The organism is Corynebacterium sp. HMSC06D04 (genome assembly GCF_001807315.1).
In the GTDB taxonomy this organism is placed as follows: Bacteria; Actinomycetota; Actinomycetes; order Mycobacteriales; family Mycobacteriaceae; genus Corynebacterium; species Corynebacterium simulans.
This window is the reverse complement of record NZ_KV788532.1, coordinates 20,181-38,155: the sequence shown is the minus strand read 5'-3', so window position 1 is coordinate 38,155 and position 17,975 is coordinate 20,181. Positions and strand designations below refer to the sequence as shown.

Sequence of the window (17,975 nt, the reverse complement as noted above, 5' to 3'; positions counted from 1 at the left end):
TTTTAGGATTCTTCGCCGAGCAGGGAGCGCACGGCCTCAGCGTTCGGGTTGCCGGCCGGGAGGCCGAGTGGGTAGACACCGTCAAAGCAGGCGGTGCACAGCTCATGGTGAGGCTGCTGGGTCGCGGCGACCATCTCATCGATGGAGACGAAGCCGAGGGAGTCCGCACCGATGGCGTCACAGATAGTCTTGCAGACTACCTCTGGGTCATCCGACGGATTCGCATTCGCAATGAGCTCGCCCGGGGAGGCGAAGTCAATGCCATAGAAGCATGGCCACTTCACTGGCGGCGAAGCGATGCGCACGTGCACCTCCGCCGCGCCCGCCTCGCGCAGCATGCGAATCAGCGCGCGCTGGGTGTTGCCACGCACGATAGAGTCATCCACGACCACCAGGGACTTGCCCTCAATGACCTCGCGCAGCGGGTTCAGCTTCAGGCGAATGCCCAGCTGGCGCAGCGTCTGGGTGGGCTGAATGAAGGTGCGGCCAACGTACGCATTCTTCACCAGGCCGTGCGCGAAGGTGATTCCGGACTCGCGGGCATAGCCCACGGCCGCCGGGTTACCGGACTCAGGCACTGGAATGACTAGGTCCGCATCTGGGGCCGGGTATTGCCGCGCTAGGCGACGCCCGATTTCCACACGCGTCGCATTCACCGAACGGCCCTTGATGTCGGTGTCAGGACGTGCCAGGTAGACGTACTCGAAGACGCAACCGTGGTGAGTTGGCTCCGCGAACTTCTCCGAGCGGATGCCCGCCTCGTCGATGGAGATGAGCTCGCCCGGTTCAATCTCGCGGATGAACTGCGCGCCGACGATGTCGAGCGCACACGTCTCCGAAGCTACTACCCAGCCCTTTGGCAAACGGCCCAGCACCAGCGGGCGCACGCCGTGTGGGTCACGCGCAGCGTAGAGCGTGTGCCCATCGGTAAAGGTCAGGCAGAATGCGCCCTTCACACGCGGGAGCAGCGCACGAGCGGATTCGAAGATGCTGACGCTATCACTCACGCCGTCGGCAAGCAGCATGGACAAGCACATGGAATCGGAAACCGACTCTTGCTGCGGTGCAACCAGCCCGCGCTCTACTGCTTCCTCGCGCAGCTCCAAGTAGTTAACAAGGTTGCCATTATGGCCCAAGGCAATGTCGATGCCATTGGAGGTGGTGGCAAACATGGGCTGTACGTTGGCCCATTCCTTGCCGCCTGCGGTGGAGTACCGGGTATGCCCTACGGCGACGTTGCCTTGAAGAGAGGCCAGGATGGATTCATCGAAGATATTGGACACCAGGCCCATATCCTTGAATACGACAAGGCTGTCATCGTCACCGACTGCGATACCGGCGGCCTCCTGGCCGCGGTGCTGCAAGGCGAAGAGACCAAAGTAGGTCAGCTTCGAAACCTCTTCCCCCGGAGCCCAGACGCCAAAGACGCCGCATTCCTCGCGGGGTTCGGTCTCGTTGTGATCATCGAGATTGGTGATATGGGGAGTTCTTTCAGCTACCACGGCGCTAATCCTAGTCGTTGTGGGCAGTAGAAACTAACGGAATGACTGGCAGCCATCCTGCGATTTCGCCGGAGCGGGAGCCGGAAGCTTCGAGGCGAGCGGCGGAAACGGCTTCTTCCCAGCGGAGCAGGCCCGTGGCCAGCTGCAACCACGTCAATGGGTCCATCTCCACCACATTGGGTGGGGTACCCCTCGTATGGCGAGGACCTTCGATGCATTGAACTGCCACGAATGGGGGCACCCGCAGCTCCACGGAATGGCCCGGCGCGTCGACTTCGAGGGTGCGGGCGGTGCGACGGACGGCATCGGCAAGCAATGCCCTACCTGGTTTTTCCACCTCATCGGGGCGTTTTATCCAGTCTTGGACCGCCACCACGGCAGCGCGCGTGGCCGCTGGGTCTACCTTATTTTTCATGCGCTAATTCGGCCTCCCTGATAACTTTCTATGCATGTCACTAACCCTTCCGGAACAAGAGAATACTGAAACCGCGAAGTCGCCATCGATCACCCTCCGATTCATGGCGGCGCCCACGGATATGACCATCGCTGGTGCGCAGGGCATTGGCGGCGGCCGCGTCTTGGAGTGGATCGACAAGGCAGCGTATGCGTGCGCGGTCCAGTGGTCCGGTGCCTACTGCGTTACCGCCTATGTGGGCCACATCCATTTCACTCGCCCGATTCCTTCCGGGCACTTGGTGGAGGTGCGCTCGCGAATCGCCATGACAGGCCGTTCTTCGATGCACATCGTCAACGAAGTCCTTTCCGCAGACCCACGCGATGGCATCTTCACGCGCGCTTGCGATTGCTTGGTTATTTTCGTGGCGAAGGATCCGGAAACGGGTAAGTCCACCCCTGTGCCACCGTTTGAGCCGACTTCCGACGACCAACATCGTGTCTGGGAGGCGGCCGAGTCCCGCATCGAGCTGCGCCGAGCCATCGAGGATGAGATGGAAAAGCAGACTTATGACGGACCTTCCGACGCCCCGCGCATGATCAACCGCTTCCTAGCAAAGCCGACCGACGTCAATTGGGGCGGCAAGGTCCACGGCGGCACCGCCATGGAGTGGATCGATGAGGCGGGCGCGGCCTGCACCATGGAGTGGTCGGGCGAGCACACCGTGGCCGTTTATGCCGGCGGTATTCGCTTTTACCAGCCGATTGCCATCGGTGACCTCATCGAGGTGGATGCCCGTATGATGCGCACCGATGCACGCTCCATGCAGATGTCCATCCACGTCCGCTCTGGCAACCCGCGCGGTGGACGCCAGAATCTGGAGACTGCCATCCACGCCACGGTTTCTTATATGGCGATGGACGCCGACTGGCAGCCGATGGCAGCCCGTCAGTTCACGCCGAAGACGGCAGAGGACAAGGCGCTGTGGGAGCACGCCGGCGTCCTGCGCGAGCTGCGCGGAAAGTACTCCCCGAAGCCACTGGTTGTGGCTCCGCAGCACCAGCACTTGGATTAGTGCGCTGGCTCCACGTTGACGGCAACGTGGAGCTTTTCAACGTTTTTGGCTTGGCGCAGCTGCGCGTTCCAACCGGAGCCTTCTTTTTGTTTAAAAAGCGCCGTGGTGGCCGGCAATATGACCGGCTTGTAGAAGTCTGCTTGCACGCGCACTGCATCGGGCAGGCGCCCCTCAAACGCAGTGAGCATCTTGGCGTGGGTGAACATGCCATGGGCAATCGTGTTCGGAAAACCAAAGGCCTTCGCGCCCAGCCGGGAGGTGTGAATGGGGTTCTTATCCCCAGAAGCGGCTGCGTAGGTCTTTACAGTTTCCGGGCTAAAACGCAGCGTTGCAATGGCCGTTACCCCCGGCGCGGGCTTTTCCGGCTGCGGCAAGAAGCGGGCGGCCTCTGGCCTTACCTGCACATCTGCCGGAGTGGAGGAAGAAAAGTGTGCTTTTGGCCCTAGGAATGCGGAGGTTTGCTGCCAGACCAAGATGCCTTCTACATAGATGGAGGTAATCATGTCGAGCACCAGCCCCTTGCGGTGGCTGCGCAGGTTCTCCGCGTGGACGTCGATGGTAAAAGCATCTTCCACGTGCAAAGGGCGGAATTGTTCAATCTTGTTTGAAAGATGAACAATGCCCATGGCGGGGAAAGGAAAACCCGGCGAGTCCATGACTTTGACCGCTAGCGGGAAGGCCAGCGCATAAGGGTAGGTAACCGGAACCTCGTTGCCCAGGCGGAAACCCACTGCTTGGCAATAAGCAGCAAGATGCTCCGGATCAATGTATACACCTTCTACCCGGTAGGCAATTGGTGGGTCATCGATAACGCGTTTTCCCGCAACACCGGGCAGCGCCTTTATCACCTGCTTGCGGTAAAGCTTGGAAAGCTGCGGAATCTCTTTCAGGTTCTGCACATTGCGGTCTAGCATTTACGCTCCCATCATGTTCTGGCCGCACACGCGCACGGTGTTACCTGTGACCGCCGCGGAGGCCGGGGCGGCGAAGTAGGCGACGGTCTCGGCGACGTCAACTGGCAAGCCGCCCTGCTGCAGGGAATTGATGCGGCGGCCAATCTCACGTGGGCCGGTGGGCATGGCTGCGGTCATGGCAGTTTCGATAAATCCCGGCGCCACCGCGTTGATGGTGGAACCGTTGTCTGCCAGTACCGGGGTGAGGGCATCAACCAGCCCAATGATGCCGGCCTTGGTGGTGGCGTAATTGGTCTGGCCACGGTTGCCGGAGATTCCCGCCATGGAAGACACGCCCACCACCGCTGCCCCGGCTGCAAGATCTCCGCTATCCAGCAGCGCCTCGGTGATACGCACTGGAGCTATGAGGTTAACGGCGAGGACGGCGTCCCACTGCCCCTCGTTCATATTTGCCAGCAGCTTGTCACGGGTAATGCCGGCATTGTGGACGATGACGTCGATGGGGCGGCCATAGTGGCGCTGCGCATGCTTTGCGATGATCGCGGCAGCACCCGGGTCAGTAACGTCCAGCGGTAGCGCGGTGCCCTTGACCTTGTTTGCCGTTTTGCTGAGGTGCTCACTCGCGACGGGGACGTCGATACAGATGACTTGCGCGCCATCGCGAGCCAGCACCTCCGCGATAGTGGCGCCGATGCCCCGGGCTGCGCCGGTGACCACGGCGAGACGGTCTTGAGAAGGCGCCTGCCAGTCTGCGTCCGCCTCGGCGGTAGCGGCCTTCACGCGCACCACCTGGCCGTCTACGAACGCTGACTTACCGGAGAGGAAGAAGCGCACCGTGGATTCGATTTCCGCCGTGGCGCCGGGTTCGACCCAAATGAGGTTCACGGTACCGCCTTTGCGCATCTCCTTAGCCAGCGAACGCGTGAAGCCCTCGAGGGCGCGGGCGGCAATGCGGGCATCGATGGTCGCAGTTTTCTCCGGGGTGGTGCCGATGACCAGCAAGCGTGCATTCGGTGCGAGGTTGCGCAGCTGCGGATGGAAGAAATCGTAGAGCTCTCGCAGCTGCTCTGGCTCCTCGATTCCGGTGGCGTCGAATACCAGCGCACCCCGCCCAGTTTCCGCCTCCACCGAAAGCAGCTGATAGTCCACTGCGAGCGCAGTGGAAAGGAAGTGGGCGATGCGGCCCGCTCCTGCAGAATCAATGACCACTGGGGCGCCTAAAGCCGGCTCCCCGGGGGTGAAGCGGCGCAGCGGATAGCCCTGCGGCACGCCCGCCTTCGCGGCCACTGGAGAGTTGATTAGTTTCTCGGCGAAATTGAGTTTGGGCATTCGAAATCCTTCCTTTAACAAGGTTGCAAGCCTTTTTGTAAGAGGTTGCAAGGTTAGTTAATTGAGTGATACAACTAACACTATCATTCGGAATGTGATTTAGGACATTCCAGTGAAAACTTTTCCACCTCTGGTTTCCCAGCAAGGAGTCGCAATGACCAGCAGTTCGCCCCGCGTCGCAATCTTGGGCGGCAACCGCATTCCGTTTGCCCGTTCCAACAAGGAATACGCGCACGCCTCCAATCAAGACATGCTCACCAGCGCCCTCGACGGACTCGTCGCGCGCTTCGGCCTGCACGAGGAACGGGTAGGGCTCGTAGCAGCAGGCGCGGTACTCAAGCACTCGCGAGACTTCAACCTCACCCGCGAGGTAGTCCTTGGCTCGGCGCTTACTTCTACTACCCCGGCGCTCGACATGCAGCAGGCCTGCTGCACCTCTTTGGCCGCCGCCATCCATGTTGGTGACGCCATTGCCCGCGGCCGCATCGAATCCGGCATCGCCGGCGGCACGGATACCACCTCAGACGCCCCGCTTGCCGTAAACGATTCCCTGCGGCGCACCCTCATCGGACTCAGCCGCGCAAAGACTCTTTCCCAACGTGCAAAGCTCATCGGCTCAATTCGCCCCGCCCAGCTCGCGCCCGAGCAGCCCCAAAACGGCGAGCCGCGCACGGGGCTTTCCATGGGCGACCACGCGGCTATCACGGCCCGCAAAATGGGCGTAAGCCGCGCCGCCCAGGACGAGCTCGCGCTCGCTTCTCACCAGAAGCTTCATCAGGCCTGGGAGGAAGGTTTCTTTAACGACCTCAGCACCGGCTTCATGGGTGTTAACCGCGATACCAACCTCCGTCCTGACTCCACGCCAGAAAAGCTCGGCCAGCTAAAGCCAGTCTTTGGAAAGCGCGATGCCGAGCAGCACGGCACCCAGGCCACAATGACCGCCGGCAATTCGACGCCGCTTACCGACGGCGCGGCAGTCACCCTCCTGGGCAGCGAATCCTGGGCCGCAAGCCATAACCTCGAGCCGCTCGCCTACCTAGTTGATTCCGAGACCGCCGCAGTGGACTTCCTGCACGGCGGAGACGGCCTTCTCATGGCGCCGACCTATGCGGTGCCGCGTCTCCTCGAGCGCAACAACCTCACCCTGCAAGATTTCGACTTCTACGAAATCCACGAAGCCTTCGCCTCGCAAGTCCTTGCCACCTTGAATGCGTGGGAGGACGAGACTTACTGCTGCGAGCGCCTCGGCCTGCCCGGCGCGCTCGGCCCCATCGACCGCAGCAAGCTCAATGTCAAGGGTTCTTCGTTGGCTGCCGGCCACCCCTTCGCGGCCACCGGGGCGCGCATCCTCGCCACCGCCGCGAAGGTCCTGCAGGAAGCAGGCGGCGGCCGCGCTCTTATCTCCATCTGTGCCGCCGGCGGCCAAGGCGTGGCCGCCATCATCGAACGCTAACCCGCACCCCAAAAAATCCCCGGCTGCCAAAAGCAGCCGCCCAAAGAAGGAAAAATCATGGCACTCCTCAAGACTCAAAGCAAGGATTCCAGCGCTGCTTCCACCACCGAGGCAAACCGCGCAAATCTTCGTTCCACCACCGCCCAAGCAGAGCCGCGCAGCCCGCGCCGCCTGCCCAAGACACCGAAGCCATCCGTAGCTACCGAGCTGGGCAACCTACTCGATGGCCCACACGCCGCTTTCCGTCAGGAGCTACGCGAGTTCATCAATGATCCGGAGCTCTTCCCGCATCCAGATCTCTCCGTCGCCGAGCAGCGCGCACATACCTTCAACAATCTCGCTAAGGTGCGCGACTTCGGCGGTTTCCAAAAAGGTCTGCGCCGCGACAATGGCGGGCCCGGCAAACCGATTCTTTCCACTTTCACACTCGAAGGCCTGGCTTGGGTCGACGGCTCACTCGCCATCAAGTCCGGCGTGCAGTGGGGACTGTGGGGCGGCGCCCTCGACCAGCTCGGCACCGAGCGCCACATCGAGTGGGTTCAAAAGGCCGCATCCCTGGAGCTACCTGGTTGTTTCGCCATGACCGAACGCGGCCACGGCTCTGATGTGCAATCCCTTGAGACCACGGCGAACTACGACCCGGAAACCGATGAATTCATCATAAATACCCCGAGCGATACCGCGGTGAAGAACTACATCGGCAACGCCGCCCAGGACGGCCGTGCCGCCGTCGTGTTCACGCAGCTTATGACCCCGGAAAGCGATGGCCGCACCCACGGCGTGCACGCCATCATCGTTCCGATTCGTGACGAGCAAGGCAACGCGCTGCCGGGCATCACCTTGGGCGATCACGGCCACAAGGGTGGACTCGTGGGCGTCGATAATGGCACGCTCCGCTTCGACAACGTGCGCGTACCGCGTGTAAACCTGCTCAACCGCTTCGCAGACGTCGATGAAAAAGGCAGGTATTCCTCGCCGATTGAAAACCCCAACGCCCGCTTCTTCACCATGCTCGGCACGCTGATCCGCGGGCGCATGGGCGTGGCTGGTGCCGCGGGCGCCGCCACGGAGGCCTCGCTGGACATCGCGGTGCGCTACGCCAACCGACGCCGCCAATTCGAAGGCGCAACCGGCGCCGAAAAGCACCTTATCGATCACCGCCAGCACCGCCGCCGCCTGCTCATCCCGCTGGCGCGCTCTTATGCGCTGCACCTGCTACACAACCAAATTCTGGAGCGCTACCAGGAGATGAATGACAGCCAGGAGGCAGGCTCGTGGTCCGTGACCACTCCCACCGAGGAGCAAAAGTATGCCTCCCGCGAGATGGAGTCTTTGGCCGGCGCGATTAAAGCCGCACAGACCCAGCACGCCATCCGCACGATTCAGGAATGCCGTGAAGCCTGCGGCGGCGCGGGCTATATGTCAGAAAACCGCCTGACCACCTACCGCGCCGACTCCGATGTCTTCGCCACCTTTGAAGGCGATAACACCGTGCTGATTCAGATGGTAGGCAAGAACCTGCTCACCGCCTACGGCCGCGCGATGAATGACATGTCTCCATGGGATACCGTGCGCTATGCCGCGACGACCGCCACTGAAGTCGTGCGCCGCCGCACTGGTTTCACCACGCGTCTGCAGGGGCTGGTGGACCTGGTCAATCCGAACGAGGCATCGCTTTTCGACGCCGTCTACCAAGCCAAGCTCATCGACGACCGTGCCCAGTCCGTCCTGCTTTCTCTCGTTCATCGTATCCAGCCGGCCCGCAAGGCCGACAAGGTGCAGGCAGCCGCCATCGTGGACCAATGCCAGGATCACCTCATCGCGGCAGGCTGGGCCCGTGTAGATACGCTGCTGGTCCAAGCGATGATTGAGGCGGAAGACCGCCTGGAGGTAGGGTCCCTCGCACGCCAGGTCTTCGAGCAGCTACGTCACCTGTTCGTGCTGTCCACGCTGGTCGAGCACGCGGGCTGGTATCAGGAGCACAACTTGCTTCCGGCCGGCCGTATGAAGGCCGCCCGCGCTGCAATCAATGATCTGGTGGATTCTTTGGCACCGTGGTCCGTGGTTCTGGTTGACGCATTCGGCCTACCTTCCGAGGTATCCAACATCCCGATGCTCACCGAAGCCGGCGTGGACCCGCTGCGCGATTAGGCGCCTGTCCCCATTTGAACGCCTAGGCCGCCACGACCATCCAAATGGCCACCATGTGCACAACCGCAGCCGCGATAGTCGCGCTGTGGAAGTGCTCGTGGTAGCCATACCACCGGGCGTTGCGGCCCGGCCATTTGAAGCCATAGGCCAAAGCGCCTAGCGAATAGATCACTCCGCCGGCAAAAAGCAGCCACACAACTACGGCGCCAGCGGCACCCCACAGGGTGGGAATGAGTGGGACCACCAACCATCCCAATGCCAGATAGACCACCACATCGAGCCAGCGTGGATGGTCTATCCACAACAGATTCAGGATGACACCCAAGATTGCCCCAGCCCAAGCAATAGCCAGCATGAGCGATGCCTGCTTCACGTCTAAGACGATGGCACACAGCGGCGTATACGTCGCCGCAATAAAGACAGCGATGGTTGCGTGATCCGCCCGACGCCACCAACGCACTGCCCGCAAGCTCGGCCATGGCCAACGGTGATAAAGGGCGGACACGCCAAACAAGCCCACTACGCCGACGCCGTAGACGGTAACGGCTAGCGCGTGCCACCAGGGCAGCGTCATCCAGGAATAGGTAATCAGCACAGTAGATGCGATCACCGAGCAAATCGCGGCAAAAAAGTGGCCCCAGCCGCGAGTGAGGGGGCGTGGGCCACGGTCAGCGATGAAATAGCGCCGCTCGACGAGCCCCTCAGGTGGCGCCTGCTCCACCCCTTCTAATAGCGCAGTGTTTTCCTTGTTAGCCATCAATGGGTAGCCGCCTCACTTCGGAGAAAACTTACGTCGCCGTAACTATACGGCGCCCGTCCGACGCTTTCAAGGAAATGCCCACTATTTTGTTATGCTTATTAAATTTTGCACCACCTCCGAAATCGGCGAGGCCTGACCGGATTCGACCGACTACGAAATCTTCTTCGGAGCGCAGCTGTACACGGCCTGGGAGACGACGCTCGGGCCAGCGCTCGGCATCGAATAGCGCGTGCCACTTTAGTCTCAGTAGTTGAATCTTTTTTCAACTTTTCCTGGGAAATACTTATACAAGCTGAAAAATCCTTGTACACTTGCTCCCACTATGACTTCCACACGCTCCATTGGAACCCTGCTCAAGTCCGTCGCTGCCGCCGGCGTCCTCGCGCTGACGATCGGCTCAACCACCACCCCCGCCATGGCGCAGTCGAGCCACCTGGAGAAGGTCTCCTCGCGCGTGACCAACCCGCAGCCTTGGCTGGGTGACCAGGCCAAGATCGTGGGCAAACGCCACATCAACGGCAACCACTGGGTCGTCGACGTGTGGTCTCCTGCCAACCGCGAAATCATCACCAACAACGTGCTGCTGCCGGGCGGCGACCAACCGCGCCCGAGCTTCTATCTCCTGCCTGGCATCCAGGGCGGCCAGGAGGGCATGAACTGGATGACGCATACCGACGTCGGACCATGGTTCGCGGATAAAAACGTCAACGTAGTCATGCCGCTTGGCGGCCCATACTCGCTGTACACGGACTGGAACCAGGCCGACCCAATCCTGGGCGTAAACAAGTGGAACACCTACATGACCCAGGAGCTTCCGCCGCTTATCGACGCCGAATTCCACGGCACCGGCCGCGATGCCATCGGCGGCCTCTCCTCCACCGGTGCGGCGGCGCTCGATATCGCGGCGCATGCGCCACAGCGTTTCAAGGCGGCCGCTTCCTACTCTGGCTGCCCAGTGCGCTCTGATCCGACGGGCGTTCTGACCTCGACGGCAATGATGGCTTACGGAGGCGGCTCCTCTTTCAACGCGTGGGGTCTGCCGGGCTCGCCGCAGTGGGCGGACCATGACCCGAACTTCAATCCGGGTCGCCTGCGCGGTGTAGATGTCTTCGTGGCTTCTGCATCCGGCAACCCGGGTCCGATTGATGGCAACAACATCAACCCGGTGACCAGCGTTGGCCCGCGTGCAGTTGAGGTGGTTGCCAACCAGTGCACCGAGACCTTCACGCACAACGCGCGCCGCGCCGGCGTGAACGTTAACCGCTACTACAGCGAGCAGGGTTCGCACTCCTTCGGGCTCTTTACACACGAGATGAAGGTCAGCTGGGCGCAGACCATCGCGCGCGCAATCGGCGCTTAAGTCGCGGCGCTCACGCGATTTCTCCTGGGCATCACGAACTCCATTCGCTCTGAGGCTTCCACCCCGGTTGGGTCCCCGTCTTTGGGTCCCCGTCTTTGGGTCCCATTGGTTGGGTCCTATTGCGAGTGGAGTTTTGTGTTTTGGGGTAAAAAAGGCTCCCTTTGCTAGCAAAGGGAGCCAAGGAATGAGACCCAACCAGGGGGACCCAACCAGCCGGGCTCGGAACTACTTGCGGAAGTACTCCGCCGCAGACTCGAAGAGCTTCATATCGTACTCGCCCGGCACGTTCTTGTAGGTAGATGCCGAGATGCGTTCAGAGTGGCCCATCTTGCCCAGGACGCGGCCGTCCTCGGACATGATGCCCTCAAGGGCGAAGAGGCCACCGTTCGGGTTAACGGAGATATCCATCAGCGGGTTGCCTGCAACGTCGACGTACTGGGTAACGGCAGCTGCCTTTAGACGCTCCCATTCGGACTCACCAGCGGTGATGCGGCCTTCGCCGTGAGAAATCGGGACGGTGAAGACATCACCCTCGTTAATCTTGGACAGCCACGGCGATGCGTTATTGACCACGCGCACACGCGAAATACGCGACTGGTGGCGACCAATCGTGTTGAAGGTTAGCGTCGGGGTCTCAGTGCCCGGCTCAGTAATCTTGCCGAACGGCACCAAGCCCAGCTTGATCAGCGCCTGGAAGCCATTGCAGATGCCGAGGACCAGGCCACCGCGCTCGTCGAGAAGCCCCTGCACACCCGCGGTAAGCGACGGGTTACGCAGGAAGGACGTGATGAACTTCGCGGAACCGTCCGGCTCGTCGCCGCCAGAGAAGCCGCCCGGCAGGAAGAGCATCTGGGAGCGATCCAAAGCCGCGGCCATGCGGTCGACGGACTCAGCGATGTCTTCCGGGGTGCGGTTGCGCACCACGAGGATCTCCGGCTCGATGCCAGCGCGACGCAGCGCGCGGGCGGAGTCGTACTCGCAGTTGGTACCCGGGAAGACCGGGATGAGAGCGGAAGCCTTGGCGCCACCGTGGGTCGGGGTGATGGTCGGCGCCTCAGATCCGGAGACCGAAGAAGTGGCGTCTGCCAGGGAGACCGAACCAGTCTGCTCAATGAAGCTCGGGTAGATCTCTTCGAGAGTGCCCAGGTAGGCGGCCTCGGCGTCGGCAAAGGAAACCTCGGTGCCGCGGTAGGTGAAGCCGCCCTCAGCGGTCTCACCAATAACCGAGCCCGCGGTTGGCTCCTCGCCGTCTGCCCACTCCAGGACGAAGGCGCCGTAGGCGTAGTCGTAGAGCGGGGCGTCGTCAGTAAAGGCGAAGCCGATGCCCTCGCCCAAGCCCATCTTCAGCACGGACTCGGCAGGGCCGCCGAAGCCCGGGGTGTAAGCGGAGATGACCTTGCCGGAGCGCAGCAGCTCCGTCACGGTGCGGAAGTTGGCAACCAGGGAATCTGGGGTGGGCAGGCCGGCCAGCGCAGTATCCTCTGCGCCAGCGATCTCCGGCTGGAAGAGCGTGACCTTGTGGCCCGCTGCCTTGAAGTAGTTCGGCACCATGTGCGTGGCATCGTCGTGGCTGACGGCAACCGAGATGACCGTCGGCGGGACGCTGAGCTCCTCGAAGGTGCCGGACATGGAGTCCTTGCCGCCAATCGCGGCGACGCCGAGTCCAAGCTGGGCCTTGATGGTGCCCAGCAGCGCGGCAGCCGGCTTGCCCCACGCCGCAGCGGAGTCCATGCGCTCGAAGTACTCCTGGAAAGACAAGTAGGTCTCGTCGAAGGAGGCGCCGGTAGCAATCAGCTTAGACACCGACTCCACCACCGCGAGGTAGGCCCCGTGGAACGGGCTGGCCTCAGTGACGTATGGGTTGTAGCCCCAGGACATCACGGAGCAGTTGGTGGTCTCTCCCAGCGCCGGCAGGGTGTGTGCCGTGGCCTGGATCGGGGTGGCCTGGCGGGTGCCGCCGAAAGGCATCAGCACGGTGCCGGCACCGACGGTGGAGTCGAAGCGCTCAGACAGGCCCTGCTTGGAAGCCACGTTGAGGTCGGAGGCCATGCCGAGGAAAGACGCGTTGAAGTCCTCCCGGCGTGCCCACTCGCGGGCCGCGCCGCGCCAATCAGCGGCGGGGGCAACCTCGACGTCGACGTGCTTGTCGGCGCCGTTGGTGTTTAGGAATTCGCGGGAAAGGTCAACGATGGTGTTGCCGCGCCAATGCATGCGCATGCGGCCCGAGTCAGTGACCTCCGCAACGACCACGGCGTTGAGGTTCTCCTCGTTAGCCAGCGCGATCAGCTTGTCGAGGTCGCCTGCCTCAACGACGGTGGCCATGCGCTCCTGGGATTCGGACAGAGCCAGCTCGGTGCCGTTCAGGCCCTCGTACTTCTTCGGGACCGCATCGAGGTTGATCTCCAGCGAATCCGCCAGCTCGCCCACTGCGACGGCGACGCCGCCGGCGCCGAAGTCATTACAGCGCTTGATGAGCTTGGAAAACTCCGGGTTGCGGAACAGGCGCTGGAGCTTGCGCTCCTCCGGCGCGTTACCCTTCTGCACCTCCGCGCCCGCGGTGGTCAGCGACTCCACGGTGTGCGACTTGGAGGAACCAGTAGCGCCACCGATACCGTCACGGCCCGTTGCACCGCCGACGAGCACCACGAGGTCACCCGCCGCCGGAACTTCGCGACGCACGTTCGCCGCCGGTGCGCCCGCCACTACCGCACCCATTTCGAGGTGCTTGGCGACGTATCCCGGGTGATAGACCTCATCAACCAGGCCGGTAGCCAAGCCAATCTGGTTGCCGTAGGAGGAATTGCCGGCAGCTGCCACGCGGGCAATGGTCTTCTGCGGCAGCTTGCCTGCGCGAGTGGTGGTCTCCAGCGGGTTACCGGAGCCGGAGATGCGCATCGCGCCGTAGACATAACCGCGGCCAGACAGTGGGTCACGGATTGCGCCACCGATGCAGGTAGCAGCGCCGCCAAAAGGCTCGATTTCGGTTGGGTGGTTGTGGGTCTCGTTCTTAAACAGCAGCAGCCACGGCTCTTCCTTGCCATCCACGGTGATGGTGACATGAACGGTGCAGGCGTTGATCTCCTCGGAGACGTCCATGGCGTCGAGCTTGCCCGTGGCACGCAGCACCTTACCAGCGATGGTGCCCATGTCCATCAAAGTCACCGGCTTAGCGCGGCCGATGGACTCGCGGGCTTCAAGGTAGTCCTGGTAAGCGGCCTCAACGGTCGGCTCATTGAAGGTAATGGAATCGAGGACGGTCTCGAAGGTGGTGTGGCGGCAGTGGTCGGACCAGTAGGTATCAATCACCTTGAGCTCGGTGATGGTGGGTTCGCGGTCTTCGGAAGCAAAGTAGTTACGAATCAAGGTGGCGTCGTCCGCGTCCATGGCCAAGCCGTGGGAGGCAACGAACTCGGGAAGGGCGGCGTCGGAAAGCGCGGTGAAACCCTCAAGGGTCTCAACGTCTGCGGGGGTATCGACGTGCAATGCCAAAGTCTCCGGCAGCTCCAGCGCTGCTTCACGGGACTCGACGGGGTTAATCAGATCCTTGCGCATGGCGGCAGGAATCTCACCATCTACCGCATAGACCACCGCGGTGCGCACGCGGGGGCGCTCCCTTTCAAAGAGGAACTGAATGCACTGTGCGGCAGAATCGGCGCGCTGATCAAACTGGCCTGGAAGCGGTTCAACGGCGAGAACCCCGCCTGCAACTCCAGCCTCGTCCAGCGTGGAAAAAATAGTGTCTACCTGCGGTTCTGAAAGAACCAACTTGACCGCGGTAGCAAATTCGGAATCGGTGGTGCCCTCTACGTCGTAGCGATTGAGCACGCGCACGTTGACGCCGTACTCCTTCGACAATGCAGCGGCATGCCCGCCCTCGCGATTTTCCACATACACGCGCTGAACCATCGTGCCTCCAGTTTCATTCAGCTCAAGTTTTAACTCGGTAGTCGACTTAGTGCCCACAGTATTTCCCGCGGGGAACGAAAACCAATTCTATAGGGCGGCGGGTTGGGGGTGGTTCGGTTTGGAGGATTACTGGCACCGAGGCCTCGCGTGGGCACAATTTGCCAAATAGTGCGCCCAAATTTGCTGATTTTCCGGGCTTGCTTGGCAAATTGTGCGCAGTTCGCACGCCCCTGCCCCGCAAAGCCCGCGTAAACACCCGGTGAACCGCAAGACAAACCTTTTGGGCGTGCATGTAAACCCCCAAGACATCTGGGGGATGAACGCTTGGCAAGCCCGGCGCGGTGCCTTAGAAACAAATGGTCATATATCTCCTATTGCAAGGTTTCTCATGCGCTCTCGTTCTCTTCGCGCGCTTTCTTTAACCGCGCTCATCTCCACTTTCTCCACTCTCACCGTCCCCGCCCATGCAGCGCCCGCAGGTGATGCCGTGGTTCTTTCTGAGGTTTACGGCGGCGGCGGAAACTCTGGTGCGACCTTTACCCACGACTTCATCGAGCTCTTCAACCCCACCGAAGCCGAGGTCTCGCTGGATGGTTGGTCCGTCGAGTACTTTTCCGCCGGTGGCAACTCGGGCGGCAAGGCTGCTCTCGGCGGCGCGATTCCGGCTGGCAAGCACTACCTGATTCAAGCTGGCCAGGGCAGCGGCGGCTCCACGCCACTGCCTACCCCAGACGCGGAATCCTCCCTGAACCTGTCCGGTTCGAAGGGATCGGTCAAGCTTTACGACGCCTCCGGCAACAAGGTTGACCTCGCCGGTTACGGTTCCGCCCAGCTGGCAGAAGGCACCCCCGCCCCAAGCACCTCCAATGCAGAGTCAGTCTCTCGCGATGAGGCGGGCACCGATACCGACGACAACGCTGCCGATTTCCATGTCAGCACGCCCACTCCTACGCCTTCCGGCAACGAACCAACCACGCCCGCTGAGCCAGAGGAACCAACGCAGCCTGCAGACCCCGGCCGCGAGCTAAGCATCGAAGAAATCCAGGGAACCGGCGCTCAGTCTCCGGTTAAAGACCAGAACGTCACGACCAAGGGCGTCGTCACTGGCGTGTGGTCCGAGGGCGGCATCAACGGCTTCACTATCCAGACCGGCGGCACCGGAAACGAGGCTCCTGCTGCTTCCCCGGCGCTGTTTATTTACATGGGTAACAAGGAAGCCTCTGCTTATCCGCAGCTCGGGGATTCCGTGCAGGTTTCTGGCAAGGTCTCGGAGTTCTTTGACGCCACCCAGCTAACCGCAAATGCCGTCGAGAAGCTCGATGCTCCCCTGCCGGAGGTCACCGCGCTCGAACTGGAGGCCCTGCCGGAAGGCGACGTCGCCCGTGAGGCCTACGAGCACATGCTGGTGCTGCCTGGCACCCACACCGTGACCAACAACTACGCGCTCAACCAGTATGGCGAGGTAGGCCTGGCGCCGGGCACTGAGGCACTCCGCCAGCCGTCGGACCTTTATGACCCGTCGACAGACCCAGACTCCGACCTACAGAAACTCGCCGCTTCCAACGCCGCCAAGCTGGTCACGCTGGACGATGGCCGCACGAAAAACTACCTCGAGTCTGACCAATCCACCCCGCTGCCATATATCGCGCAGGACAACGCACAGACCATCAAGTCCCTGCGCACCACTGACCAGGTAACTTTCCAGCACCCGGTCATCGTGGGTTACTCCCATGAACAGTGGCGCTACCAGCCCACCGCACCGGTAACGGGCAATACGGCAGGCAGCGATTTGCCGATTACCTGGGAAGACTCCCGCGAAAAGGAACTGCACGCACTCGACGTCGAAGGCGAATACACCATTGGTGCCTTCAACGTATTGAACTACTTCACCTCCCTTGGCGAGGAATACGGCGGCAGCTCTTACGATGACATGGACGGCAACCCGGTCACCGTCAAGCGCGGCACGACCCGCGGTGCTTATACCGCGGAGGCCTTCGAGAACCAGCAGCGCAAGATTGTCGCGGCCGTAAACGGTCTTGATGCCGACGTCATCGCCCTTTCTGAAATCGAAGACGGCTACGGCGTCACCGGCGACAAGTCCAAGCGTGACCAAGCCTTGGCGCACCTGACAGACGAGCTCAACGCGGCCGCTGGTTCCGAGAAGTGGGCCTACGTGACCTCCCCGGAGAAGCTGCCGGACACCGTGGACGTCATCCGCACCGCGTTCATCTATAAAAGGGCTCGCGTCAAGCCGGTTGGTGAATCCCGCATCTTCGTCGACGACCGCTTCACTGGAACCGCCCGTGAGCCGCTAGCGCAGGAGTTCGCGCCAGTCGACGCCGCGGATGACGAGACCTTCGTGGCCGTGGCCAATCATTTCAAGTCCAAGGGTTCCGTTGTTAAGGGTGACGCCGACACCGGCGACGGCCAGGGCAATAACCCCAACGTGCGCAAGGCACAGGCCGAAGCCGTTCTTGAGCACCTGGCTAAGCAGCCAGATTGGCAGGACAAGGCCACCTTCGTGATGGGTGACCTCAACACCTATACCCACGGCGATGCCATCGATGTCTTCCGCGACAGCGGCTACACCGTTCCCGCTGAGGACTACCACGCGGATGCCTCCTACCAGTTCTCTGGCCTGTTGGGTTCCCTCGACCACGTCCTGGCAAACGAGGTTGTATCCGGCAAGGTAACCGACGCCCAGGTGTGGAACATCAATGCCGACGAGCCGGTGGCCTTTGAGTACTCTCGCCGCAATTACAACATCGTGGACTTCTACGACGATTCCCCGTTCCGCGCCTCCGACCACGACCCGGTCAAGGTCGGATTCAGCCTGGGCAAGGCGGCCGCTAACCCAGACGAAGAACCAGACACCGACCCAGACAGCAAGCCCGGCACCAACAAAGGCTCCAGCTCCAGTAACGGCTCTAGCTCTGGTTCGAGCACCGGCAGCATCATCGCATTGATCCTTGCGGTTGCCGTCCCCGGCATCGCAATGTTGCTCGGCGGTTCGCTGAAGTTCCTGACACCCCAGCTCATCGACGCCCTGCCACCGCAGGTCCGGGATTTCCTCAAGCTCTAGGCTCCCGGGAGCGTTTCCTCCGGGGCGTCTTCCCCGGAGCGTCTCCTCT

Annotated in this window: 11 protein-coding genes; 5 read left to right on the top strand and 6 right to left on the bottom strand. The window is 61.8% G+C overall.

Annotated features, from left to right (window positions below; translation table 11 throughout):
- Positions 1–2: 2 nt before the first annotated feature.
- On the bottom strand, positions 3–1,502 hold the full coding sequence (gene purF / locus HMPREF3155_RS03835; protein ID WP_061924528.1) for an amidophosphoribosyltransferase: 1,500 nt from the start codon (positions 1,500–1,502) through the stop codon (positions 3–5).
- 10 nt (positions 1,503–1,512) lie between these two features.
- Entirely contained in the window at positions 1,513–1,917 is a 405-nt protein-coding gene (locus HMPREF3155_RS03830) for a sterol carrier family protein (RefSeq protein WP_061924533.1), read from the bottom strand.
- 34 nt (positions 1,918–1,951) lie between these two features.
- Here HMPREF3155_RS03830 and HMPREF3155_RS03825 point away from each other — a divergent pair, with 34 nt between their 5' ends.
- Positions 1,952–2,971 (top strand): acyl-CoA thioesterase, encoded by a 1,020-nt coding sequence (locus HMPREF3155_RS03825; protein ID WP_070432617.1) that lies wholly within the window; start codon positions 1,952–1,954, stop codon positions 2,969–2,971.
- On the opposite strand, the gene HMPREF3155_RS03820 is transcribed toward HMPREF3155_RS03825, so the two are convergent.
- Positions 2,968–3,885: a MaoC/PaaZ C-terminal domain-containing protein gene (locus HMPREF3155_RS03820; RefSeq protein WP_070432616.1), complete on the bottom strand. Its 918-nt coding sequence runs from the start codon at positions 3,883–3,885 to the stop codon at positions 2,968–2,970. The genes HMPREF3155_RS03825 and HMPREF3155_RS03820 overlap by 4 nt on opposite strands.
- Positions 3,886–5,214: a 3-oxoacyl-ACP reductase gene (locus tag HMPREF3155_RS03815; RefSeq protein ID WP_070432615.1), complete on the bottom strand. Its 1,329-nt coding sequence runs from the start codon at positions 5,212–5,214 to the stop codon at positions 3,886–3,888. It abuts the gene before it with no gap.
- A 154-nt stretch (positions 5,215–5,368) separates the two neighbouring features.
- On the opposite strand from HMPREF3155_RS03815, the gene HMPREF3155_RS03810 reads away from it, so the two are divergent.
- Positions 5,369–6,667: an acetyl-CoA C-acetyltransferase gene (locus HMPREF3155_RS03810; RefSeq protein WP_061924545.1), complete on the top strand. Its 1,299-nt coding sequence runs from the start codon at positions 5,369–5,371 to the stop codon at positions 6,665–6,667.
- Between the two features lie 57 nt (positions 6,668–6,724).
- Positions 6,725–8,818, top strand: a complete 2,094-nt coding sequence (locus tag HMPREF3155_RS03805) for an acyl-CoA dehydrogenase family protein (protein WP_070432614.1) — start codon at positions 6,725–6,727, stop codon at positions 8,816–8,818.
- Positions 8,819–8,840: 22 nt separating this feature from the next.
- Here HMPREF3155_RS03805 and HMPREF3155_RS03800 read toward each other — a convergent pair whose 3' ends face one another.
- Complete coding sequence (locus HMPREF3155_RS03800; RefSeq protein ID WP_062043373.1) at positions 8,841–9,575, bottom strand: PAQR family membrane homeostasis protein TrhA; 735 nt, start codon at positions 9,573–9,575, stop codon at positions 8,841–8,843.
- Between the two features lie 325 nt (positions 9,576–9,900).
- Between HMPREF3155_RS03800 and HMPREF3155_RS03795 the strand changes: the two genes are divergently transcribed.
- Positions 9,901–10,938: an alpha/beta hydrolase gene (locus tag HMPREF3155_RS03795; protein ID WP_070432613.1), complete on the top strand. Its 1,038-nt coding sequence runs from the start codon at positions 9,901–9,903 to the stop codon at positions 10,936–10,938.
- 225 nt (positions 10,939–11,163) lie between these two features.
- Here HMPREF3155_RS03795 and HMPREF3155_RS03790 read toward each other — a convergent pair whose 3' ends face one another.
- Positions 11,164–14,844: a phosphoribosylformylglycinamidine synthase gene (locus tag HMPREF3155_RS03790; RefSeq protein WP_070432612.1), complete on the bottom strand. Its 3,681-nt coding sequence runs from the start codon at positions 14,842–14,844 to the stop codon at positions 11,164–11,166.
- 388 nt (positions 14,845–15,232) lie between these two features.
- Between HMPREF3155_RS03790 and HMPREF3155_RS03785 the strand changes: the two genes are divergently transcribed.
- A complete protein-coding gene (locus HMPREF3155_RS03785) occupies positions 15,233–17,926 on the top strand; it encodes an ExeM/NucH family extracellular endonuclease (RefSeq protein ID WP_070432611.1) in 2,694 nt (897 codons plus the stop codon).
- Positions 17,927–17,975 lie beyond the last annotated feature (49 nt).